We start from the raw sequence: 22,030 nt of genomic DNA on the forward strand, positions 1-22,030 counted from the left end.
GGTGCGGGCGCGACCTACCAGGAGGAGGTCGTCACCACGACGTTGCCGTAGCCGGTGCGGCCGGTGATGCGCAGCGTCAGGTCCTCCGGCGGGTTGTCGCCGCGGATGTCCAGCTCGCTGCGCGCCTGCCCGTAGCTGGACTCCAGGTCCAGTTCGGCGGCCACGCCGGGCCGGATCGCGATGCGCAGCTCGCCGGAGCCGGTGCGCAGCTCGAGCTTGCCCTCGGCGGCGTCGGCCACGGTCAGGTCGCCGGTGCCGGTGCGCACCCGCACGTCGGCCTGCACCGCGCCCAGCCACACGCTGCCCCGGCTGGTGGTCAGCTCGCTGGGCCCGCCGACCGAGGAGACCTCCAGGTCCCCGCTGCCGCTGCGGGCGCGCAGCCCGCCGAGCATCGGGCCCAGCCGGACGCTGCCGGAGCCCGCGTTGACCGAGGCGGCGCCGTCGGCGCGGTCCACCGCGATCTGCCCGGTGCCGGTGTTGACGTCGAGGCGGTTCGCCGCGCCGGTCACCGTGACGTCGCCGGAGCCGCTGTGCGCGGTCACGTGCGAGCCGCTGGGCGCCTGCACCTCCACCTTCACCGGGACCATGCGCAGCGGCAGGTCCGACGGGGTGCGCACGCGCAGCCGGTTGCCGGTGAAGTCCACCGTGGTGCGGCGCAGCACCTCCGCGCCGATGTCGGCGGGCGCGCGGTCCGCGGCGCCGCCCATGCCGCCCGCGCCGAACTGGTCGGTGACCCAGGTGAGCAGGCCGGTGAGCTGGTTGCCGAAGCCGGTGCCGGAGTCGGGGTCGTGGGTGAGCCGCACGTGCACCCCCGGCTGGTCCGACAGGCGCACCTCGATCCGGCCGGAGCCGATCTCCACGTGCAGTTCGGCCGGTCCCTCGGCGGTGAACTCCTCGGTCCGGCTCGCCGCGGGACCGGTGCCGGTGCTGTCCTCGGTCATGGTCGCATCCACCCCTCTCTCAGCCCTGCACCCAGCCGCGCAACCGGCTGTTCGTCGCCTCGCGCTGTTCGCTCTGCCGCTCCTGACGCCACTCGTGACGTCGCGACCGCTCGCCCGTGCCCTGTCCCTGCAACGCCCCCTGCACGGCCTGGGACAACCAGGAGTTCAGCGAGACGCCCTGGGCGTTCGCCGCCTTCTCCGCCTTGCCCTTGAGCTCCTCGAACAGCCGCAGCGTGATCCGGCTGATGTCGCCGCCCTCGCCGAGCCCCGGCTGCGGCGGTGGGGGCGGCGGAGGCGGTGGCGGCGGCGAATCCGCAGGTCGGGAGCTGCTCCGCCCGGCGGCGGGGGTGACCACGACCCGCACGTCCCTGCCGTCCAGGCGCACGTCCACCACCTGTCCGTCCAGGTTCGCGGTGACCTCGGCCGCCAGGTCGGACAACGCGTTCATCAGGGCCAGCCGAGCCGCCGGTTCCAGCGCGGCGGCCAGCACGGCCGCGGTCCGCCGGGTCTGCTCGTCCCCGGCTGAGGCGGCGGTGGTCAGGTCCTCCCGCAGTCTGGTGACGTAGCTCGTGAGATCCATGACGTCACCATGCCGTCATATCTGACGTCAGTCAAGGACCGGATGGCGGCACAGTGCCGTCGAGCGGGTGCGGCGGGCATAGCGAACTACTGTGTCCGGCGTGACGGAGACGGTGCGGCCGAAGGTCCAGCTCATCGCGAAGACCGAGTTCTTCCCACCGGCCGACGTGCCGTGGACCACCGACGCCGACGGCGGCGAGGCGCTCGCGGAGTTCGCCGGTCGCGCCTGCTACCAGTCCTGGAGCAAGCCGAACCCGGCCACCGCCGACAACGCCGGCTACCTGCGGCACATCCTGGAGGTCGGCCACCTGTCCGTGCTGGAGCACGGCTCGGTCAGCTTCTACCTCACCGGCATGTCGCGCTCGCTCACCCACGAGCTGATCCGGCACCGGCACTTCTCCTACTCCCAGCTCTCCCAGCGCTACGTGCCCGAGCACGACGCCGCGGTGGTGGAGCCGGAGATCATCGCCGAGGACCCGGAGCTGCATCGGAAGTTCCTGGCCGCGGCCGAGGCCAGCGTGGCCGCCTACCACGAGCTGCTGGCCGGGCTGGAGCGCAAGTTCGCCGGCACCGCCAACGCCACCCTGCGCCGCAAGCAGGCCCGGCAGGCGGCGCGCGCGGTCCTGCCCAACGCCACCGAGACCCGGATCGTGGTCACCGGCAACTACCGCGCCTGGCGGCACTTCATCGCGATGCGGGCCACCGAGCACGCCGATGTGGAGATCCGCTCGCTGGCCGTGGAGTGCCTGCGTCAGCTGCGGAAGGTCGCGGCCAACGTCTTCAGCGACTTCGAGATCTCCACCCTCGCCGACGGCACCGAGGTCGCCTCCAGCCCGCTGGTCACCGAGGGCTGAGCCGGATGCTGGTGGAACGGATCACCGGGTCCGCCCTCGCCGGGCTGGGCCCTCGGCTGACAAGCGCCTACGCCGAGGCCTTCGCGGCCCCGCCCTACGGCTACGACCAGGTCAAGGTGGACCGGGCGATGGCGCGGCTCGGCTTCGCCGCGACCCAGCCGGAGGCGACCGCCGCAGTGGTCAGCGACCAGGACGGCGCGGTGGCCGGCGCCGCCTGGGGCTGGGTGACGCCGCCGGGGCTGCATGGGCCGGAGAGCCCGTTCGCCGGCCTGTACGCCCAGATCAGCGACTCGATCGGCGGCGCGGCGGTGGCGGGCGCGCTGCTGCCCGGCCGGTTCGAGCTGGTGGAGCTGTTCACCCGGCCCGCGCACCAGGGCAAGGGACTGGGCAGGCGGCTGGTCGCCGAGGTGCTCGGCGGACGGGACGGCTGGCTGCTGGCCTGGCCGTCCGCGCCCGCGTACCAGGCCTACCTGCGCTGGGGCTGGCGCGAGCGCGGCGGCTTCGGGGACAAGCACGGCGAGCGGGTCGCGGTGCTGACCTACGACCAGGCTGACCACGGTGGCTGAGCCAGGGTCGTAGGCTGGCGGCATGGGCATCGCGCGCACGGAACGCCGGGAACTCGTCGAGCTGTTCACCGCCCTCGGGCCGGACGCGCCGACCCTGTGCGGCGACTGGCGCACCCGGGACCTGGCCGCGCACCTGGTGCTGCGCGAACGCCGCCCGGACGCCGCGCCCGGCATCGCGCTGAGCGTCTTCGCCGGGCACACCCAGCGGGTGCAGGAGGAGTTCGCGGCCAAGCCGTGGGCCGAGCTGCTCGAGCTGATCCGCGCCGGCCCGCCCTGGTACTCCCCGTTCGGTCTGCCCGGCCTGGAAGACCTGGTCAACGGGGCCGAGTACTTCATCCACCACGAGGACGTCCGCCGTGCTCAGCCGGGCTGGGAGCCCAGGGAGCTGGACCAGGAGCCGCTGTGGCGCACGGTCCGGATGTCGGCCAGGCTGACCTACCGCAAGAGCCCGGTCGGGCTGGTGCTGCAGCGGCCGGATGGACAGCGCGCGGTGGTCAAGAAGGGCCCCAGCCCGGTGACCATCGTGGGTGAACCCGCCGAGCTGCTGATGCACTCTTTCGGGCGAGACCAGGCCAGGGTGGAACTCCAGGGCGAGGCCCGCGCGGTGGCCGTGGTGGAGAATCTCGACCGCAGCATGTGACTGGCCGCAGTATTCGCGGCGCGGCAGGTGAACTGCCGCGAACGGGGGCCGCGCGGTCAGGGCGGGATGGAAAGCGTTGTAGCGTTTCAGACCATGACCGCATGCCCCACCGCACAACCTGGCCGGCCATTCGGCCAGGTGCTTGTCGCCATGGTGACGCCCTTCGACGCCGCAGGAGCTCTTGACCTCGACGCGGCCCAGAAACTGGCCGCGCACCTGGTCGCCAAGGGCTGCGACGGCCTGGTCCTCAACGGCACCACCGGGGAGTCCCCGACCACCTCCGACGCCGAGAAGTCGCAGCTGGTGCGCGCCGTGGCCGACGCCGTCGGCGACCGCGCCGCGGTGATCAGCGGCGTCGGCACCTATGACACCGCGCACAGCGTGCGCCTGGCCGAGGAAGCCGCCAAGGCCGGCGCGCACGGCCTGCTCGTGGTGACCCCGTACTACTCACGCCCGCCGCAGTCCGGCCTGCTCGCGCACTTCACCGCGGTGGCCGAGGCGACCGAGCTGCCGGTGATGCTCTACGACATCCCGCCGCGCAGCATCGTGCCGATCGAGGTGGACACGCTGCGCAGGCTGGCCGAGCACCCGCGGATCGTCGCGGTCAAGGACGCCAAGGGCGACCTGACCGCGGGCACCGAGGTGATCGCCGGGACCGGGCTGGCGTACTACTCCGGCGACGACGTGCTCAACCTGCCCTGGCTCGCCGTCGGCGGCATCGGCTTCGCCAGCGTGATCGGGCACGTGGTGCCGGACCGGCTGCGTCAGCTGCTGACCGCCTACGAGTCCGGCGACGTGGGCGGGGCGCGCGCGGTGCACGTGGGCCTGTTGCCGATCTACGCCGCCTTCGCCAAGCTCGGCGGCGTGATCTTCAGCAAGGCCGCGCTGCGGCTGCAGGGCATCGAGGTCGGCAATCCCAGGTTGCCGTTGCCGCCCGCCACCCCGGAGCAGGTCGAGCTGATCGCGGCGGCACTGCGCGCCGCGGATGTGGAGGTTTCCCGCTAGTGATCGACATCGCGGCAGTGTTGCCCACCAACAAGCCGGGCCCGCTGCCCGAAGGCGGACTACGCGTGGTCGCCCTCGGCGGCATCGGCGAGGTCGGCCGGAACATGACCGTCTTCGAGCACGCCGGGCGGATGCTCGTCGTGGACTGCGGAGTGCTCTTCCCCGAGGACGACGCGCCGGGGGTCGACCTGATCCTGCCGGACTTCCGCGCGCTGGAGACCCGGCTGGACGACATCGACGCGCTGGTGCTCACCCACGGGCACGAGGACCACATCGGCGCGGTGCCGTTCCTGCTCCGGCTGCGGCCGGACCTGCCGGTGGTCGGCTCGCGGTTCACCCTTGCGCTGCTGGCTGCCAAGTGCAAGGAGCACCGGCAGAACCCGGTGCTGATCGAGGTGGTGGAGAACGAGCACCGCACCTTCGGGCCGTTCGAGCTGCAGTTCCTCGCGGTGAACCACTCCATCCCGGACGCGCTCGCGGTGGCCATCCGCACCGAGGCCGGGCTGGTGCTGCACACTGGCGACATCAAGCTGGACCAGCTGCCGCTGGACGGCAGGCTCACCGACCTGGCCGGGTTCCACCGACTCGGTGACGAGGGCGTCGACCTGTTCCTGGTCGACTCCACCAACGCCGAGGTGCCCGGGTTCGTCACCCCGGAACGCCAGATCGGGCCGGTGCTCGACGGCGTGATCGGCAAGGCCAAGCAGCGGGTGATCGTGGCCTGCTTCGCCAGCCACGTGCACCGGGTGCAGCAGGTGCTGGACGTGGCCGCCGCCTACGGCCGCCGGGTCGCGCTGGTCGGCCGGTCGATGGTGCGCAACATGGGCATCGCCGTCGACCTTGGCCTGCTGACCGTGCCGGAAGGGCTGTTCATCGACCTGGACGAGGCGATGCAGCTGCCCGAGGACCAGGTGGTGTTCGTCTCCACCGGGTCGCAGGGCGAGCCGCTGTCCGCGCTGTCCCGGATGGCCCGCGGCGAGCACCGGCACATCAGCATCCGCGCCGGTGACCTGGTGGTGCTGGCCAGCTCGCTCATCCCCGGCAACGAGACCGCGGTCTTCGGCGTGGTCAACGGCCTGGTCCGGCTGGGCGCCCAGGTGGTGCACCAGGGCACGGCGAAGGTGCACGTCTCCGGGCACGCCTCCGCCGGTGAGCTGCTGTACCTGTACAACGCGGTCCGGCCGAGCAACGTGATGCCCGTGCACGGCGAGTGGCGGCACCTGCGTGCCAACGCCGAGCTGGCCACGCTGACCGGGGTGCCGCCGGAACGGGTGGTCATCGCCGAGGACGGCGTGGTGGTCGACCTGGTGGACGGCGCGGCCAGCATTGTCGGCCGGGTCGAGGTCGGCAACGTCTACGTGGACGGCCTGTCGGTGGGCGATGTCGGCGAGTCCACGCTGTCGGACCGGCTGGTGCTGGGCGAGGGCGGGTTCATCGCGATCACGGTCGCGGTGGAGTCGGCCACCGGCCGCGCGGTCGCGCCGCCGACGGTGTCCGGGCGCGGCTTCTCCGACGACCCGAAGGCGCTGGACCAGGTGGTCCCGCTGGTGGAGATGGAGCTGGCGCGCACCGAGGCGGAGAACATCACCGACCCGCACCGCATCGCCCAGTCGGTGCGCCGCGTGGTCGGCCGGTGGGTCGCCGAGACCTACCGCCGCCGCCCGATGATCGTGCCCACCGTCCTGCCGGTGTGACCCGTAGTAGCTGACAAACGCCCTCGGTGAGCTGGCCCCGCGCTAGCCCACCGAGGGCGTGGCGCGTCCGGGGAGCTGGCCAGGACCACACCAGTCAGCAGCACGCCCGCGCCGACCAGCTGCGGCGCGTTCAGCGTCTCGGCGAGCAGCAGCCAGGAAGCGCAGGGCCGCGATGCCGGTCAGGTAGGCGCCGACAGTGCCGATGAGCACCACCCAGACCAGCAGCAGCCAGCCTGGCGGTCCCAGCGCGCTCGGCAGCGCGAGCCGGTTTCACGGCAGCTGCTCAGTGAGCTGACGGCCGAGGGCACGGCGGAGGTCACCGCGTGCTGGTCACAGCTGGTCCGGCGTCCACGGGCTGCGCGACTCGGTGGGCCGGGTCGGGTCGTGGAACTTCAGCTTGTCCAGCTCGCCGGGGCGGATGCCGATCATGCCCTTGGCGATCGCGCGCATGATCCGGTCCCGCGCGCGGGTGGCGTCGCCGGTCTTGGTCGCGGACAGGTCCGACAGGTCCACCGGCGGGCCGAAGTGCACGCGGAAGGTCGGGCGGTTCTTCACCGCGCGGAACCAGGACATCATCAGCGGCTTGAAGTCCGACCAGCCGGAGACCACCAGCGTGCCCCAGATGACCGCCTCGTGCGCGCCCCACTGGCTCACCGGCAGCACCGGCGCGCCCGAGGCGAGCGCGATCCGGGCCGCGCCGGTCTTGCCGCGCTCCGGCCACAGGCCGGGATCGCGGGAGACCCGGCCCTCCGGGTAGATGAGCAGCGTGTGGCCCTCGCCGAGGGCGTTGACCGCGCTGTCCATGGCCTGGGTGACCGTGGCCTTGCCGCGGTCCACCCGGACATGTCCGCAGCGCCGCCACACCCAGCCGGCGATCGGCGCGTCGAAGATGCCGCCGGTGGACATCAGCGAGGGCGCGATCCCGGCCTTGTGACAAGCCGCGACCAGCACGAAGCCGTCGAAGACGCCGATGTGGTTGGTGGCCAGCAGCACCGGTTGTCCCCGCAGGTCAGCCGGGATGTCCCCGGTGACCACGAGTTTTCCGGTGAGGGCGACGAAGGCGCGGTCCGCGGCCATCAGGGCCCGCCAGAGCCTGGATGACCGACGGGCTGGAGCCGACCGGCGTGTCGGCTCGTCTGGAACCGAATGCAGAGCAACCATGACAGGTGCAGCATCGCACGCCGCCCGACCCTGACACCCCATGACTTCCGAATTCGTCACACCCGGGACTCCTGTGACGGGAGTGACGGCTGTGACGCAGGGGGCGATCCGACTACCGTGTGGAGCATGGCGAACCGAACAGCGGCCTCAAAAAAGGGAGGCGGCGGCTCCTCCCGTGCCCGCGCGAGTTCGTCCAGGTCACGCGGAAAGGCCACGGCCAAGGCGCCGGCCCGGCGGCCCGCCGCCAAGGGCAGGGCCAAGGCCAAGCCGAAGCCCAGCGGCGGCGGCGCGATCACGCGCGGTGTCCGCGGCGGATGGGGTCTGCTGGCCAAGGGGGTCGGCGGCATGGCCCGCGCGGTCGGCCGCACCAAGGAGCTCGACCCCGGCCACCGCCGCGACGGTCTCGCCCTGGTCTTCATCGCCCTGGCCGTGATCGTGGCCGCCGGCGCCTACTGGCACGCCGGTGGACCGGTCGGCCGGTGGGTGGAGATCGGCGTGCGCACCCTGGTCGGCGCCGGGGTGGTGGTGCTGCCGCTGGTGCTGGCCGCGGTCGCGGTGGTGCTGATGCGCTCGGACCCGCAGCCGGAGCGCCGCCCCGGTCTGGTGGTCGGCGCGCTGCTGGTCACGCTGCCCGTGCTCGGCCTGCTGCACATCTTCTCCGGCCGCCCGGAGACCCTGGAACAACGCTGGTGGGCCGGTGGCGAGCTCGGCTTCCTCGCCGGGAACCCGCTCGCCCAGGGCCTGAGCGCCTGGGTCGCGGTGCCGCTGCTGATGCTCATCGCCGTCTACGGGGTGCTGGTGCTCGACGGCACCCCGGTGCGCGAGGTGCCCAACCGGCTGCGCGAGCTCACCGGCCTGCGCGAGGACGAGGACGCCGAGCCCGAGGACGAGCAGGACCTGGACGCCGACCCGGGCGCGGTCCGGCTGCGCCGCCCGTCCCGCCGCCGCCAGGCCGCGATGAGCGAGGACGCCGAGGCCCCCGACTCCGGCCTCGACCTGGTCGCGCCCACGCCGGCCAAACCGGCCCGCCCGGTCAAGGTCGCCGCCGCGGCCGCCGCCGAGCCGCCGCCCCCGGCGAAACCGCAGCAGACCCGCCTGGACCTGGTCCGTGAGGTCGACGGCGACTACCAGCTGCCGCCGATCACCCTGCTCAAGGACGGCGACCCGCCCAAGGCGCGCAGCAAGGCCAACGACTCGATGATCGAGGCCATCACCGGCGTGCTGGAGCAGTTCTCCATCGACGCCCAGGTCGCCGGGTTCACCAGGGGACCGACGGTCACCCGGTACGAGGTCGAGCTCGGACCGGGCGTGAAGGTCGAGAAGATCACCGCGCTGACCAAGACCATCGCCTACGCGGTGGCCACGGACAACGTGCGGCTGCTCGCGCCGATCCCCGGCAAGTCCGCGGTCGGCATCGAGGTGCCCAACAGCGACCGCGAGATGGTCCGGCTGGGCGATGTGCTCAAGTCCGCCACCGCGGTCGGCGACCAGCACCCGCTGGTGATCGGCCTCGGCAAGGACATCGAGGGCCACATGGTCACCGCGAACCTGGCCAAGATGCCGCACCTGCTGGTCGCGGGCTCCACCGGCTCCGGTAAGTCCAGCTTCGTCAACTCGATGCTGGTCTCGCTGCTCGCGCGGGCCACCCCGGAGGAGGTCAGGATGATCCTGATCGACCCGAAGATGGTGGAGCTGACCCCGTACGAGGGCATCCCGCACCTGATCACGCCCATCATCACCCAGCCGAAGAAGGCCGCCGCCGCGCTGGCCTGGCTGGTCGAGGAGATGGAGCAGCGCTACCAGGACATGCAGGTCAACCGGGTCCGGCACATCGACGACTTCAACGACAAGGTGCGCTCCGGGGAGATCACCGCGCCGCTGGGCAGCGAACGCGTGTACCGGCCCTACCCCTACATCCTGGCCATCGTGGACGAGCTGGCCGACCTGATGATGACCGCGCCGCGCGATGTGGAGGACGCGATCGTGCGGATCACCCAGAAGGCCCGCGCGGCAGGCATCCACCTGGTGCTGGCCACCCAGCGGCCCTCGGTGGACGTGGTCACCGGCCTGATCAAGACCAACGTGCCGTCCCGGCTGGCCTTCGCGACCTCCTCGCTGACCGACTCCAGGGTCATCCTGGACCAGCCGGGCGCGGAGAAGCTGATCGGCATGGGCGACGGGCTGTACCTGCCGATGGGCGCCTCCAGGCCGGTGCGCGTGCAGGGCGCCTACGTCGGCGACGGCGAGATCACCGCGATCGTCAACTTCACCAAGGAACAGGCCCAGCCCGAGTACGCCGACAACGTCACCTCGGCCAAGCCCGGCGAGGCCAAGGAGATCGACCCGGACATCGGCGACGACCTGGAACTGCTGGTGCAGGCCACCGAGCTGATCGTGACCAGCCAGTTCGGCTCGACCTCGATGCTGCAGCGCAAGCTCCGGGTCGGCTTCGCCAAGGCTGGACGGCTGATGGACCTGCTGGAGACCCGCGGCGTGGTCGGCCCGTCCGAGGGCTCCAAGGCCCGCGAGGTGCTGATCAAGCCGGACGAGCTGGACTCGGTGCTGTACCTGCTCCGCGGCGGTGGCGGTCCCGCGCCGGACGAGGACTGACAAACGCGACGGACCCGGGCCGCGCAGGGAATGCGGCCCGGGTCCGTCGTGGTCAGCGGGGCGGTGGCTCAGGTGCCCCAGCGGCGGACGGCCGCGTAGTACAGGTCGGCGATGCGGTTGCACGCCCAGTTGCCCTTGCAGATGCCGTACAGGTCGGCCTTGAACTTGTTGTCGATGCGGGCCTTGGCGGTGGCGTTCCAGCGGCCCTGCTTCTTGTAGTTGCGGTAGCCGAAGTCGTGGCGGTGGCAGCCGGGGGCGAAGTTGAAGCCCACCGGCTTGTCCGGGGACCAGGAGCAGGCGTCGGAGGACCAGTCGAGCTGGCCGTTGTACGGGCGCTGTCCCCGGATGCTGGAGAACTGGCTCAGCGACTTGCTGAACAGGTAGTCGTCGGTGACCGCCCGGATGTCGACGGCCTGGGCCACGCCGGAACCGGCGAGCAGCCCGAACACGGCGGCGAGGGTGACCAGCGTGCTGGTGAGGACTTTGCGCAACCCGGCAGGGGAATTGCTCACGGTGTACCCCAGTTCTGTGGTGTGAACTACACGTGAGGTTCCTACCGGGCGGTAGCGGCCGCTGGCTGCACTCCGTTCGAAGATTGAGTGAAGACTTGACGGCCCTGTGAGCTGGCTCACTTCATGATCATCGGCGGACGGTCACAGCTCCAGCAGCATCCGGGTGTTGCCGAGGGTGTTCGGCTTGACGTAGGGCAGGTCCAGGAACTCGGCCACACCCGCGTCCGGCGAACGCCGGATCTCCTCGTAGATCTCCGGGGTCACCGGCGTGCCCTGGATCTCGACGAAACCGTGCCGCTGGAAGAAGTGCGACTCGAAGGTCAGCACGAAGATCCGCAGCAGCCCGAGCTGGTTGGCCACGTCCACCAGCTGGCGCACGATCGCCCCGCCGACGCCCTTGCCGCGCACGCTCGGGTCCACCGCCACCGTGCGGATCTCGGCCAGGTCCTCCCACAGCACGTGCAGGGCGCCACAACCGACCAGCACCCCGTCCAGCTCCGCGACCCAGAACTCCTGCACCGTCTCGTACAGGTTCACCAGGTCCTTCTCCAGCAGGATGTCCTTGCTCGCGTACAGGTCCACGAGGGCCTTCACGGCCCGCACGTCCCGCGTCCGCGCGCGGCGCACGGTGATCGCGTCACTCACGACAGATGAACGTAATCGTTCCGGCATGAAAAGGCTCCGTCGCGTTCCCCTGAAGTCTTCTTCCTCTCATTACTAGTGCCGCCCGGTTCGGTTCCCCACCACCGGGTGACGCCGTGGACTTGATCATGTCGCCCGGCGGTTACCCTGATCGACGTGTCTTCACCGTCCACCTCACGCCGGGTCGCGCTGCTCACCCTCGGCTGCGCGCGCAACGAAGTCGACTCCGAAGAGCTGGCAGGCCGCCTGACCTCCGGCGGCTGGGACCTGGTCGACACCGGCGCCGAGGCCGACGGCGGAGCTGAGAACGCCGACGTGATCGTGGTCAACACCTGCGGTTTCGTCGAGGGCGCCAAGAAGGACTCCATCGACATGCTGCTGGCGGCCTCCGACACCGGGGCCAAGGTGGTCGCGGTGGGCTGCTTCGCCGAGCGCTACGGCAAGGAGCTGGCCGACCAGCTGCCCGAGGCCAGCGCGGTGCTGGGCTTCGACCACTACCCCGACCTGGCCGAGCGGCTGGACGACGTGGTGGCCGGGCGCAGCATCGAGTCGCACGTGCCGGTCGACCGGCGCACGCTGCTGCCGATCACCCCGGTGCAGCGCCCGCAGGCCGCGGACCTGGTCTCCGTGCCCGGCCACGGCTGGCTGCCGACCAACGTGCAGCGGCGCCGCCTGGACAACGCGCCGGTGGCCGCGCTGAAGATCGCCTCCGGCTGCGACCGGCGCTGCTCCTTCTGCGCCATCCCCTCCTTCCGCGGCGCCTTCGTCTCCCGCACCGCCGAGGAGATCCTGGGCGAGGCCGCCTGGCTGGCCCAGCAGGGGGTCCGCGAGGTCTTCCTGGTCAGCGAGAACTCGACCTCCTACGGCAAGGACCTCGGCGACCTGCGCGCGCTGGAGTCGCTGCTGCCGAGGCTGGCCGCGGTGCCCGGCATCGACCGGGTGCGGGTGTCCTACCTGCAGCCGGCCGAGACCCGGCCCGGCCTGGTCAAGGCGATCGCCACCACGCCGGGCGTGGCCGACTACTTCGACCTGTCCTTCCAGCACTCCAGCGAGTCGGTGCTGCGCCGGATGCGGCGCTTCGGCAACACCGACTCCTTCCTGGACCTGGTGAAGCAGATCCGCGCGCTGTCCCCGACGGCGGGCATCCGGACCAATGTCATCGTCGGCTTCCCCGGCGAGACCGAGCAGGACCTGGCCGAGCTGGAGCGCTTCCTCACCGAGGCCCAGCTGGACGCGGTCGGCGTGTTCGGCTACTCCGACGAGGACGGCACCGAGGCGGAGAACCTGCCGGACAAGGTCGACCCGGACGTGGTCGGCGAGCGCGTGCACCGGGTCTCCCAGCTGGTCGACGAGCTGATCGCGCAGCGGGCCGAGGACCGGGTGGGCGATGAGGTCGTGGTGCTCATCGAGCACGAGGAGACCGAGGAGATGCACTGCTCCGGCCGGGCCGCGCACCAGGCCCCCGAGGTCGACGGCGAGTGCGTGGTGCACGAACCCGACGGGCTGAAGATCGGCGACCTGGTGCGTTGCCGGGTCATCGCGGCCGAGGGGGTGGACCTGGTGGTGGAGCAGATCGAGGTCCTGCCGCGGAGCGGGACGTGAGCTCTGCCGGTCAGGGAGCTGACCGAGGGGATCACCTGGCGGACCGGGCGTTGCCCGCCGTCCCGATCCTCAACATCGCCAACCTGCTGACCATCTCCCGGCTGGTGCTGGTCCCGGTGTTCATCGTCGCCCTCTTCGCCGGGGGCGGGCACGAGGCGGGCTGGCGCTGGGTGGCCTGGGGGATCTTCGCGCTGGCCGCGATCACCGACCGCATCGACGGGGTGCTGGCCCGCAAGCACGGCCTGGTCACCGACTTCGGCAAGATCGCCGACCCGATCGCGGACAAGGCGCTCACCGGCTCCGCGCTGATCGGGCTGAGCGTGCTCGGCGACCTGCCGTGGTGGGTCACCATCGTCATCCTGGCCCGCGAGGTGGGCATCACGCTGATGCGGTTCTGGGTGATCCGGTTCGCGGTCATCCCGGCCAGCCGCGGTGGCAAGGCCAAGACGCTGGCCCAGGTGTTCGCGATCGGGCTGTACGTGCTGCCGCTGCCGCCGGTGTTCGGACCGCTGCTGTGGATCATGATGGGCCTGGCGCTGGTGCTGACCGTGGGCACCGCGGTCGACTACGTGGTCCAGGCGGTGCGGCTGCGGGCCGGTCGGTGACCGCGGCCGAGGCGCTGGCGCGCACGCTCATCGGCTCACTGCGGGCGCGCGGGCAGACCGTGGCCACCGCCGAGTCGCTGACCGCGGGTTTGGTCAGCGCGACCCTCGCCACCGTGCCGGGGGCCAGCGCGGTGCTGCGCGGCGGGCTGGTGGTCTACGCCACCGACCTCAAGCACACCCTGGCCGGGGTCGACGCCGGGCTGCTGGCCGAACACGGCGCGGTGCACCCCGAGGTGGCCGGTCAGCTGGCCGTGGGCGCCAGGGACCGGTGTGCGGCGACCTGGGGGCTCGGGCTGACCGGGGTGGCCGGGCCGGACCCGCAGGACGGGGTCGGGCCGGGCACCGTGCACCTCGGCCTGGCCGGTCCGGCGGGTGTGACCCTGCGCACGATCACCCTGGCCGGCGAGCGCGCCGAGGTGCGGGCAGGCGCGGTCGAGGCCGCCCTGGAGTTGCTCCAGGATGCGCTCGGCGGCCCGGACGGGGAATGATCGATGGGGAAACCGGCGTTCGCTCTTGGCGAAGTATCCCTGTGATCGCCACTGAGGAGCGCCGCGCTCGGTACCGTGGTCTCCACGGGCCTGGCCGAAAGGAGGCACGCGATGACCGTGCTGCTGCGTGAGGCGATCGGCGAGCGGTTGCGCCGTACCCGCACCGCCCAACGTCGGACGCTTCGCGAGGTGTCCCGGCTCGCGCGTGTGAGCCTCGGCTACCTCTCCGAAGTGGAACGTGGGCGCAAGGAAGCGTCCAGCGAGCTGCTGGCGTCGATCTGTGACGCACTCGACTTACCCCTGTCCGACCTGCTGGGCGAGGTCGCCGCGGATGTCCGCCTCGGCGAGTTCACCGTGCCGGACACGGTGCCCGACGCCGTGGCCGCCGCGGAGCGCGCGCCCAGCCGGGCCGGCGCCGGGGAATCCGGCTTCAGCGGTGGTCGCCTGGTGACCTCCGCGCTGGGCGAGGAGCTGACCGAGCTGCGGCTTCAGCCGTTGCTGCGGCACCAGCTCAACGCCCCGATCAGCGGGCCGCACGCCTCCACCGGGGTCGTGGTCGCGGCCTGAACCGCGTACGCCGAGTCATCCGCCAGGCTGAGATCCGTCTCAGCCTGGCGGTGTCATTTGCGTTGAGTCGGGCCGGTGCGCATTCGAACGAGGGTATAAAAGGCGTACGCCCCTGATTCCGGGCCTGCTCAGGTGGACCCTTGACTTGATCAGGGAGGACCCTGAGTTCCGCGGGGGTCAGTGGAACGGCGTGGCGGTACCTGACACGATGGAACCCAGCACTGGGTTGAGCGCCGGTCACCTCCTGTGTGTGGGGGACGGGTCGCACGGAGAAGGCAGGCGGAGGAGATGGCCAACGCGTTCGTGAAGTTCTGGAAGTACCTCATGGCGGCGTTCTCGTCGAAGATCGACGAACACGCCGACCCGAAGGTACAGATTCAGCAGGCCATCGAGGAAGCGCAGCGTCAGCACCAGGCCCTGTCACAGCAGGCTGCGGCGGTGATCGGCAACCAGCGTCAGCTGGAGATGAAGCTGAACCGCCAGCTGGGCGAGGTCGAGAAGTTGCAAGCTTCCGCGCGGCAGGCACTGGTCCTCGCCGACCAGGCCCGCGCCGCCGGTGACCTGAAGAAGGCACAGGAGTACGAGGACACCGCACAGGCGTTCGCCACCCAGCTGGTCACCGCCGAGCAGTCGGTGGAGGACCTCAAGGGCATGCACGACCAGGCGATCGGCGCCGCGGGCCAGGCCAAGCAGGCCGTGGAGCGCAACGCCATGGTGCTCCAGCAGAAGATCGCCGAGCGGACCAAGCTGCTCAGCCAGCTGGAGCAGGCGAAGATGCAGGAGCAGGTGTCCAGCTCGCTGCGGCAGATGACCGAGCTGGCCGCGCCGAGCAACACGCCGTCGCTGGAAGAGGTGCGCGAGAAGATCGAGCGCCGCTACGCGACCGCGCTGGGTTCGGCCGAGCTGGCGCAGAACTCCATCCAGGGCCGGATGCTGGAGGTGCAGCAGTCCACTGTGGACATGGCTGGCGCCTCCCGGCTGGAGCAGCTGCGGGCCTCCATGCGGGGCGGTCCGGTCGCGGGTGAGGTCACCTCGGGGCAGCAGGCGGCAGCGCCGGCTCCTGCTCCGCAGCAGCAGACCGCCCCGTACCAGAACCCGCAGGGTCAGGCCTGAGGTAGCCGGTGACGTCGCCACGGGACGAGCTGCGCCGCCACGTCGGCGCACTGGTCAACCAGCAGCTGAGCGGGCCGATGGACAAGGTCCGGCGCAAGGTGGCCGCATGGCAGGATCCGCGCGCGAAGCTGCTGCGGCGGCGCCGGCGGGCCTCGCGCTCGCTGGCCTTCCGCTCCACGCTGGCGGCGCTCACCGGCGGGGTGGCCTTCTTCATCGGCGGCAACCCCGCCGTGCTGGAGTGGTCGGAGATCGGCTTCGGTTCGGTGGCGGTGCTCTCCGCCGCGGGCGCGGTGAGCGCTGGGGTGAAGTCGATCCGGCTGCACCGCACGCCACTGCCCGCGGCGGCCGCGCCGCCACCGCCGCCGTTGCCGCCCTCGGGCTCGATGGCACGCGAACCCATGCAGCGGCTGGCCACGGCCGAGTCGAACCTCGGCGAGCTGCTGCGCCAGTTGTCCGCTCCGCACAACGGCCTCGCGCCGCTGTCGCTGGAGACGGTCGAGTACTCCAGGGCCACCGCCGCGGAGGCCGCCTCGGCGGTGCGCGCGGTGGCCCAGCAACTCCGGGCGGTCGAGCTGGCGCGGGACTCCGCCCCCGCGTTGGAGCGCGGTCATCTCGCCGATGAGGTCCGCCGCCTGCGCAACGAGCTGGACGAGGGTGTCGACGGCTACTCCGGCCTGGTGGCCACCGCGGGACGGGCGGTTGCCGCGAGCAGCACGGCCGCGCCGCGACAGGCGCTGGAAGATGCCACCGACCACCTCGCCGGACTGGCCGCCGCGTTACGCGAACTGGCGGGCGGCCGGTCCTGAACCGGCGGCACGACTCCCCGTGGACCTCACGGGGAGTAGTTTTGTTCCGCTGAAAAGCGGCACAGCTGGGAAATGTTTCGGGCAAACGTGTGACATCGGCGCGTCTGTTCGACCTTTCCTTCTACGTCGCGTGGCAGTATCCCTCGCACGAACGGGAGCGCTGGGAGGGGATCGTGGCGCTGTGGACCCTGCACGGCGATGGCCGTCGGGTACAGGACGGTGCCATGGTGGCGCCGGAGGAGCGGCTCAACTGGTTCCTGACCATCGGCTTTGGCGTGCAACACGTCATGGTGATGTTCGGCGCGACCATGTTGGTGCCGCTGTTCACCGGTTTCCCGCCAACGACGACGCTGTTCTTCTCCGGGTTCGGCACGCTGCTGTTCCTGCTGATCACCCGTAATCGAGTGCCCAGTTACCTGGGTTCCTCGTTCGCGTTCGTGGCGCCGTTGACGGCGGCGCTGATGCAGAACGTGCCGATGGCCGCGCGCGTGGGCGGCGTGCTGGTCGCCGGCATCCTGATGGTGGTCATCGGTATCGCGGTGAAGGCGCTGGGCGCGCGGCTGCTGGAGTCGCTGATGCCGCCGGTGGTCACCGGCGCGGTGGTGATCGTGATCGGGCTGAACCTGTCCCGGCACGCGACCACCCCGTTCCAGAGCCAGCCGAGCCTGGCCGTGGTCACCTTCCTGACCATCCTGTTCGTCGGCGTGGTGCTGCGCGGCATGCCTTCCCGCGCCGCGGTGCTGGTGGGCCTGCTGGTCGGCTGGGTGCTGGCCGCCTACAACGGCGAGCTGCACCCGGTCCGGCTGGAGCGGGTGGCGATGGAGCCCTGGTTCGGGCTGCCCGACTTCCACACCCCGGAGTTCCGGCCCGAGGTGGTCATCGCGGTGCTGCCCGCGGTGGTGGTGCTGGTCGCGGAGAACGTCGGCCACCTCAAGGCGGTGGCCGCGGTGACCGGCCGGGACCTGGACGGCTCCGCGGGCGACGTGCTCATCGGCAACGGCCTGGCCACCACGCTGGCCGGGCTCGGCGGCGGCTCGGCGACCACGACCTACGCCGAGAACATCGGCGTGATGACCGCGACCCGGATGTACTCCACGGCGGCGCACGTGGTGGCCGCGCTGGTGGCCATCCTGCTGTCGTTCTCACCGAAGCTGGGCGCGATGATCAACACCGTGCCCGCGGGCGTGGTCGGCGGCGCCAGCCTGGTGCTCTACGGCCTGATCGGCCTGGTCGGCGTCCGGATCTGGCTGGACGCCAAGATCGACCTGACCGACCCGGTGAACCTGATGGTCGGCGGCGCCGCGCTGGTCGCCGGGATCGGCGAGCTGCAGCTCAAGCTCGGTGATGTGGAACTGGGCGGGATCGCCTGGGGCACCATCGTGATCGTGGTGCTGCACCCGCTGCTGCGCTGGCTGCGCGGGCTCACCCACCGCAACGAGCGGCCGGCGACGAAGCGGCCGGGGAGCAGGCAGCCCGGCGCCAAGGACAAGGGCGGCCAGGACACGGCCGAGGGCACGAGCGCCGGTTAGGCAGGGGGCCGCGCCGGGTGAACAGCGGCGTTGGTCAGGGCCGCGGTCAGCGGCCGCGCAGGACCAGTTCGGCCGGATCCAGGGTGAGCGGGAACGGGCGCGAGATCGTGGTCTCGGTGCCCGCCAACGCGGTCAGGGTGTGCGTGTACTGGCCGCGGCGCAGTTCCGAGGTGATCAGGTGCGGCGTGCGCTCCAGCTCCAGCCGCCAGTAGACCGGGATGCCGGCCTCGGCGTAGAGCTGCGGTTTGATGATCCGGTCCTGCGGGTGCGTGGACGGGCTGACGATCTCGACCACCGCGCGGACCTCGGTCGCGGGGTAGCGGGCCGGGTCGGTGTCGGCGTAGTCGCCGTTGACCACCACGATGTCCGGCACGGCCAGCCGCCCGCCGGGGATGACCACGTTGACCGCTTCCAGGATCTCCACATCCGCGCCCGCCCGCTTGGCGGCCCGCTCCAACAGGTTCGCCAAGGCGCGGGAGGCGCGCTGGTGGCGGGTGCCCGGGGCTGGGCTCACCGTGAGGACTCCAGGGGTGAGCAGCTCGTAGCGAGTGTGGTTGCCGCTGTCGGGCAGGGCCTCGATGTCCTCGATGGTCCACGGACCGACATGCCGGACGAACGCGACACTCACGGGCTCCCTCCCTCCAGCTCGGGGTCGACTGTCTCCAGTGTGGCATCAGGCTGGCAGCGGGGACAGTGGTACGTGAGCCTGGGCATTCCGTAACTCTCCTGCTCACCGACCCGCACCGGCCCGCCGCAGCGCAGGCAGCCGGCCCGGCCCCGTTCGAACACCCAGTGGCTGGCCGCGCCGAGCCTGCCGGTGGTGGACTGCTCGGGGCGCAGCCGGTTGCGGAAGAGCAGGCGGCGGCACAGCCGGACCGCGGCCCGCGCGTCGACCGCGCCCACCGGCGACCAGGGGGAGACGCCGAGCAGGAAGCAGACCTCGGCCTTGTAGAGGTTGCCGACCCCGGCCAGCACCCGCTGGTCCAGCAGCGCCGTGCCCAGCTCGCGGGCCGGGTCGGCGGCGAGACGGCGCACCGCCTCGTCCTCCATCGCCTGGTCCCAGTCGGGGGACAGCAGGTCCGGGCCCAGGTGGCCGATGAGGGTGTGCTCCTCGGCGGTGGGCACCAGGGCCAGGTCGTGCAGGCGGAAGCCGACGGCGACCCGGTCCGCGGTGGTCAGCAGCGCGCGGACCTGGTGCGCCGGACCGCGCCAGCGCTCGCCGGGACGGTAGAGGTGCCAGCTGCCGTCCATCCGGAAGTGGGTGTGCAGCGTGGTCTTGTCATCAAAGCGGAACAGCAGGTGCTTGCCTGCCGAACGCACCGAGAGCACTGTGCGGCCGCCCAGGTCGGCCGCGGCGAAGTCCGGGTGCCGCAGCTCGCCGCGGGTGAGCACCTGGCCGCGCAGGGCCTCGTCGAGGCGCTGGGCGGCCAGGAAGACCGTGTCGCCCTCGGGCACCTACGGTCCCTGCAACGCCAGCCGCAGGCCGAGGCCGAGCAGGATGGTCGCGGTCAGCCGGTCCAGCCAGGTGCGCACCCGGCGTTTGGTCAGCCAGCGGCGGGCGCTGCCCGCGACGCCGACCAGCACGAACTGCCAGAGGAAACCCAGGCCGACGTGGATGAGCACGAGCAGCGCGGCCCAGCCGGTGTTCGGCCCGGTCGCGGGCAGGAACTGGGGCAGCAGGCTCAGGTAGAAGACGCCGACCTTGGGGTTGAGCAGGTTTGTCAGCAGACCGGAGCGCAGCGCCCGCCAGCCACCCGCCGCGGGCGCCGGGGGCGGTTCGACCTCGGTGTCCTGGCCCAGGTGGCGGTCCCGCCAGGAGCGCCACAGCGCGGACCCGCCGAGCCACACCAGATAGACCGCGCCGGCCAGCCGCAGCAGGTTGTAGCCGAGTTCCGAGGCGCGCAGCAACGCGGTGATGCCCGCGATGCTCGCCGCGCCCCAGACCAGGCAGCCGAGGGTGATGCCCAGGCCGGTGGCCAGGCCGGTGCGGCGGCCGCCGACGAGCACCGAGCGCAGGATCAGCATGGTGTCCAGGCCGGGGGTGACCACCAGGACCAGCGCGGCCACGCAGTAGGCCAGCAGGATCTCGCCGCTCATTCGACGTCCTGTTCCACCAGCTCACGACCGGCGGCCAGCTCCTCGCCCTCGGCGATCTCGGCGTCCAGCTCGCGGCGGGCGCGGGCGTTCGCGCTGCGCGCCGAGCGCAGCACCCTGGCCAGCAGCAGGTTGAAGGCCAGCGCGACCTCGCGGGCGCCGGGCGTGCCCCACTGGTGGATCGGCATGCACGCGCCCTGCGCCTGCTGCACGGCCAGCCGGTCCGGCAGCGACACCGGCATGACCAGCGGGCCGAAGATCTCACGCAGCTCCTCGATGCGGAACTGGTGCTCGTGCGAACGGGGCCGCACCCGGTTGACCACCACACCCAGCGGCTGCAGCTCGGGGTTGTTCTCCTCGCGCTCGTTCTGCACCGCCTCGAAGGCGCGCTGCACCCCGGAGACGGCGAAGATGGTCGGCTCGGTGACCAGCATCGCGCGGTCGGCGGCCACCAGCGCGGAGCGGGTCAGCTGACCAAGCGAGGGCGGGCAGTCCAGCAGCACCAGCTGGTAGGGCAGCTCGTCCTCGGCCATCAGCTCCTGCACCCGGTCCAGCACCGCGCCCAGCCGGTTCAGCTGGGCCAGGCTCGGGTTGGGCTGGTTGATCAGCTCCGCTTCCTCGGCGCCGACCAGGACGTCGACCTCCTCGCCCCAGGCGCTGGGGGCGATCGCGGACCGCACGGCCGACTTGGTGGGATTCTTCAGGACGTCGACGAGGGAGGACTCGGTCTCCTCCGGCTCCAGCGCCGAGGTGGCGTTGCACTGGGGATCAAGGTCGATCACCAGGGTGCGCACCCCGCGCCGCATCGCTGCTGAGGCGAGCCCCAGCACCACCGTCGTCTTGCCGACCCCACCCTTGAGGCTCAACACCGCGACCGTATGCACGGGTGCAGCCTACGGGTTTGTCGAATCAAGGTCTTGTAGCCCGTTTCGGGACTCCTGTGCCAGGCCGATTAGGGTGCGGCTATGCGATCCGACGCCGTGCACCGTGTGCTGGAGGCCGAGCTGGCCGCGGTCCGGGACCGAGGGGTCAGCGCGCCCCGTGTGCTGGATGTCGGCGGTGGCAGCGGGGTGTGGGCGGTGCCGCTGGCCGCGGCCGGGTGCCGGGTCACGGTGGTCGAGCCCAGCCCCAACGCGCTGGCCACCCTGCAGCGCCGCGCGCAGGAGGCCGGGGTGGCCGACCGGGTCGCCTCGGTGCAGGGCGATGTGGACTTCCTGGGCGATGTGGTCGAGCCCGGTGGGGCGGACCTGGTGCTCGGGCACGGACTACTGGAGCACGTGGACGACGTGACCGCGGCGATGGCCGCACTGGCCGCGGCGGCGGTGCCGGGCGGAGTGGTCTCGGTGCTGGTGGCCAACCGGTACGCGGCGCTGGTCGGACGGGCGCTGGCCGGGCGGTTGACCGAGGCGCGGCGGCTGCTGGACGACCCGGACGGCCGGGTCGGGCCCGCGGACCAGCTGCAGCGCCGCTTCGACGCGGACAGCCTCGGCGAGCTGCTCGCCGGTGCCGGGCTCGCGGTCGAGGTGCTGCAGGGCGACGGGGTGCTCGCCGACTTGGTGCCGGGGGCCGTGCTGGACGCGACGCCGGGTGCGGCGGAGGCGCTGGCCGAGCTGGAACTGGCGGCCGCGGGACGCCCGCCGCTGCGGGACCTGGCGACCCGGCTGCACGCGGTCGGGCGGCGTTGAGTTCGGTCGGGCGGCGCTGAGCGCGGTGTGCGCGGAAAACACGGTTGCCTAGAGAACCGCGTTTCGCGGAGCCGGCGGGACTGCGCGATCACGGCTGTCGCGATCCTCTAGGTCGCGATCGCCGGGGTTCCGGTCGCGACCGTTCCGGTCGTTGGAGCCGCGATCGTCGGCGCGGCTATCGCCAGGGTAACGATCGTGGGGGTCACGATCGTTGATGTCGCGAGCGTCGGGGCTGCGATCGCGAGTGTTGCGATCGTCGACGCTGCGATCGTTGGCGTCGTGATCGCGAATGCCGGCGGCGCTGGGCGCGGGCGCAAGCATCGTGAACCGGTTCATG

24 protein-coding genes are annotated in these 22,030 nt (G+C 71.8%); 14 read left to right on the forward strand and 10 right to left on the reverse strand.

The genetic code is table 11. The features are described from left to right. Nucleotides 1–14: 14 nt before the first annotated feature. Together M8C13_RS12850 and M8C13_RS12855 are read right to left on the reverse strand one after the other, a co-directional pair. The gene (locus M8C13_RS12850) at nt 15–941 is read right to left on the reverse strand and encodes a DUF4097 family beta strand repeat-containing protein (protein ID WP_252480769.1); all 927 of its coding nucleotides are present in this window, start codon (nt 939–941) and stop codon (nt 15–17) included. A gap of 19 nt (nt 942–960) precedes the next feature. Further along, entirely contained in the window at nt 961–1,521 is a 561-nt protein-coding gene (locus M8C13_RS12855) for a toxin-antitoxin system HicB family antitoxin (protein WP_252480770.1), read from the reverse strand. A 100-nt stretch (nt 1,522–1,621) separates the two neighbouring features. Here M8C13_RS12855 and thyX point away from each other — a divergent pair, with 100 nt between their 5' ends. The 5 genes from thyX to M8C13_RS12880 all read left to right on the forward strand — a co-directional run bounded on the left by thyX (nt 1,622) and on the right by M8C13_RS12880 (nt 6,279). Then, on the forward strand, nt 1,622–2,374 hold the full coding sequence (gene thyX / locus M8C13_RS12860; RefSeq protein ID WP_252480771.1) for an FAD-dependent thymidylate synthase: 753 nt from the start codon (nt 1,622–1,624) through the stop codon (nt 2,372–2,374). 5 nt (nt 2,375–2,379) lie between these two features. Then, the gene (locus tag M8C13_RS12865; RefSeq protein WP_252480772.1) at nt 2,380–2,940 is read left to right on the forward strand and encodes a GNAT family N-acetyltransferase; all 561 of its coding nucleotides are present in this window, start codon (nt 2,380–2,382) and stop codon (nt 2,938–2,940) included. A gap of 22 nt (nt 2,941–2,962) precedes the next feature. Further along, entirely contained in the window at nt 2,963–3,580 is a 618-nt protein-coding gene (locus M8C13_RS12870) for a TIGR03085 family metal-binding protein (protein WP_252480773.1), read from the forward strand. 93 nt (nt 3,581–3,673) lie between these two features. Further along, on the forward strand, nt 3,674–4,585 hold the full coding sequence (dapA, locus tag M8C13_RS12875) for a 4-hydroxy-tetrahydrodipicolinate synthase (RefSeq protein ID WP_252480774.1): 912 nt from the start codon (nt 3,674–3,676) through the stop codon (nt 4,583–4,585). Then, entirely contained in the window at nt 4,585–6,279 is a 1,695-nt protein-coding gene (locus M8C13_RS12880) for a ribonuclease J (protein ID WP_374213063.1), read from the forward strand. Before dapA ends, M8C13_RS12880 begins: the two co-directional genes overlap by 1 nt. Before the next feature lie 330 nt (nt 6,280–6,609). On the opposite strand, the gene M8C13_RS12885 is transcribed toward M8C13_RS12880, so the two are convergent. Beyond that, on the reverse strand, nt 6,610–7,356 hold the full coding sequence (locus tag M8C13_RS12885) for a lysophospholipid acyltransferase family protein (protein WP_374213064.1): 747 nt from the start codon (nt 7,354–7,356) through the stop codon (nt 6,610–6,612). Between the two features lie 210 nt (nt 7,357–7,566). Here M8C13_RS12885 and M8C13_RS12890 point away from each other — a divergent pair, with 210 nt between their 5' ends. Continuing rightward, complete coding sequence (locus tag M8C13_RS12890; protein ID WP_252480776.1) at nt 7,567–10,050, forward strand: DNA translocase FtsK; 2,484 nt, start codon at nt 7,567–7,569, stop codon at nt 10,048–10,050. Nucleotides 10,051–10,118: 68 nt separating this feature from the next. On the opposite strand, the gene M8C13_RS12895 is transcribed toward M8C13_RS12890, so the two are convergent. Then, nucleotides 10,119–10,562 carry a phospholipase gene (locus M8C13_RS12895; protein ID WP_374213065.1) on the reverse strand — a complete coding sequence of 148 codons (444 nt, stop codon included), beginning with the start codon at nt 10,560–10,562 and terminating at the stop codon, nt 10,119–10,121. Between the two features lie 141 nt (nt 10,563–10,703). After that, the gene (locus M8C13_RS12900) at nt 10,704–11,234 is read right to left on the reverse strand and encodes an amino-acid N-acetyltransferase (RefSeq protein ID WP_252480777.1); all 531 of its coding nucleotides are present in this window, start codon (nt 11,232–11,234) and stop codon (nt 10,704–10,706) included. Between the two features lie 126 nt (nt 11,235–11,360). On the opposite strand from M8C13_RS12900, the gene rimO reads away from it, so the two are divergent. From rimO to M8C13_RS12935, 7 genes are all read left to right on the forward strand, one after another. After that, on the forward strand, nt 11,361–12,806 hold the full coding sequence (gene rimO, locus M8C13_RS12905; RefSeq protein WP_252480778.1) for a 30S ribosomal protein S12 methylthiotransferase RimO: 1,446 nt from the start codon (nt 11,361–11,363) through the stop codon (nt 12,804–12,806). Next, the gene (gene pgsA / locus M8C13_RS12910) at nt 12,803–13,411 is read left to right on the forward strand and encodes a CDP-diacylglycerol--glycerol-3-phosphate 3-phosphatidyltransferase (RefSeq protein ID WP_374213066.1); all 609 of its coding nucleotides are present in this window, start codon (nt 12,803–12,805) and stop codon (nt 13,409–13,411) included. Before rimO ends, pgsA begins: the two co-directional genes overlap by 4 nt. Beyond that, a complete protein-coding gene (locus M8C13_RS12915) occupies nt 13,408–13,899 on the forward strand; it encodes a CinA family protein (RefSeq protein ID WP_252480779.1) in 492 nt (163 codons plus the stop codon). Before pgsA ends, M8C13_RS12915 begins: the two co-directional genes overlap by 4 nt. A 111-nt stretch (nt 13,900–14,010) precedes the next feature. Beyond that, nucleotides 14,011–14,466 (forward strand): helix-turn-helix domain-containing protein, encoded by a 456-nt coding sequence (locus tag M8C13_RS12920; RefSeq protein WP_252480780.1) that lies wholly within the window; start codon nt 14,011–14,013, stop codon nt 14,464–14,466. Nucleotides 14,467–14,754: 288 nt separating this feature from the next. Next, complete coding sequence (locus M8C13_RS12925; protein WP_252480781.1) at nt 14,755–15,579, forward strand: PspA/IM30 family protein; 825 nt, start codon at nt 14,755–14,757, stop codon at nt 15,577–15,579. Nucleotides 15,580–15,587: 8 nt separating this feature from the next. Beyond that, nucleotides 15,588–16,385, forward strand: a complete 798-nt coding sequence (locus M8C13_RS12930) for a hypothetical protein (RefSeq protein WP_252480782.1) — start codon at nt 15,588–15,590, stop codon at nt 16,383–16,385. Between the two features lie 89 nt (nt 16,386–16,474). Then, complete coding sequence (locus M8C13_RS12935; protein WP_308202794.1) at nt 16,475–17,914, forward strand: solute carrier family 23 protein; 1,440 nt, start codon at nt 16,475–16,477, stop codon at nt 17,912–17,914. A 46-nt stretch (nt 17,915–17,960) separates the two neighbouring features. Here the strand turns inward: M8C13_RS12935 and M8C13_RS12940 are convergent, their stop codons facing one another. The 4 genes from M8C13_RS12940 to M8C13_RS12955 are packed head-to-tail and all read right to left on the reverse strand — an operon-like array spanning nt 17,961 to nt 20,892. After that, entirely contained in the window at nt 17,961–18,542 is a 582-nt protein-coding gene (locus M8C13_RS12940) for a Uma2 family endonuclease (protein WP_252480783.1), read from the reverse strand. Continuing rightward, the gene (locus tag M8C13_RS12945) at nt 18,539–19,369 is read right to left on the reverse strand and encodes a DNA-formamidopyrimidine glycosylase family protein (RefSeq protein ID WP_252480784.1); all 831 of its coding nucleotides are present in this window, start codon (nt 19,367–19,369) and stop codon (nt 18,539–18,541) included. Before M8C13_RS12945 ends, M8C13_RS12940 begins: the two co-directional genes overlap by 4 nt. After that, nucleotides 19,370–20,011: a LysE family translocator gene (locus M8C13_RS12950; protein WP_252480785.1), complete on the reverse strand. Its 642-nt coding sequence runs from the start codon at nt 20,009–20,011 to the stop codon at nt 19,370–19,372. Further along, nucleotides 20,008–20,892, reverse strand: a complete 885-nt coding sequence (locus M8C13_RS12955) for a ParA family protein (RefSeq protein WP_252480786.1) — start codon at nt 20,890–20,892, stop codon at nt 20,008–20,010. Before M8C13_RS12955 ends, M8C13_RS12950 begins: the two co-directional genes overlap by 4 nt. 81 nt (nt 20,893–20,973) lie before the next feature. Here M8C13_RS12955 and M8C13_RS12960 point away from each other — a divergent pair, with 81 nt between their 5' ends. Beyond that, nucleotides 20,974–21,693, forward strand: coding sequence for a bifunctional 2-polyprenyl-6-hydroxyphenol methylase/3-demethylubiquinol 3-O-methyltransferase UbiG (locus M8C13_RS12960; RefSeq protein ID WP_252480787.1), 720 nt, complete (start codon nt 20,974–20,976; stop codon nt 21,691–21,693). Between the two features lie 48 nt (nt 21,694–21,741). On the opposite strand, the gene M8C13_RS12965 is transcribed toward M8C13_RS12960, so the two are convergent. Then, nucleotides 21,742–22,029, reverse strand: a complete 288-nt coding sequence (locus M8C13_RS12965; RefSeq protein ID WP_252480788.1) for a hypothetical protein — start codon at nt 22,027–22,029, stop codon at nt 21,742–21,744. Nucleotide 22,030 lies beyond the last annotated feature (1 nt).

It is taken from the genome of Crossiella sp. SN42 (assembly GCF_023897065.1).
In the GTDB taxonomy this organism is placed as follows: Bacteria; Actinomycetota; Actinomycetes; order Mycobacteriales; family Pseudonocardiaceae; genus Crossiella.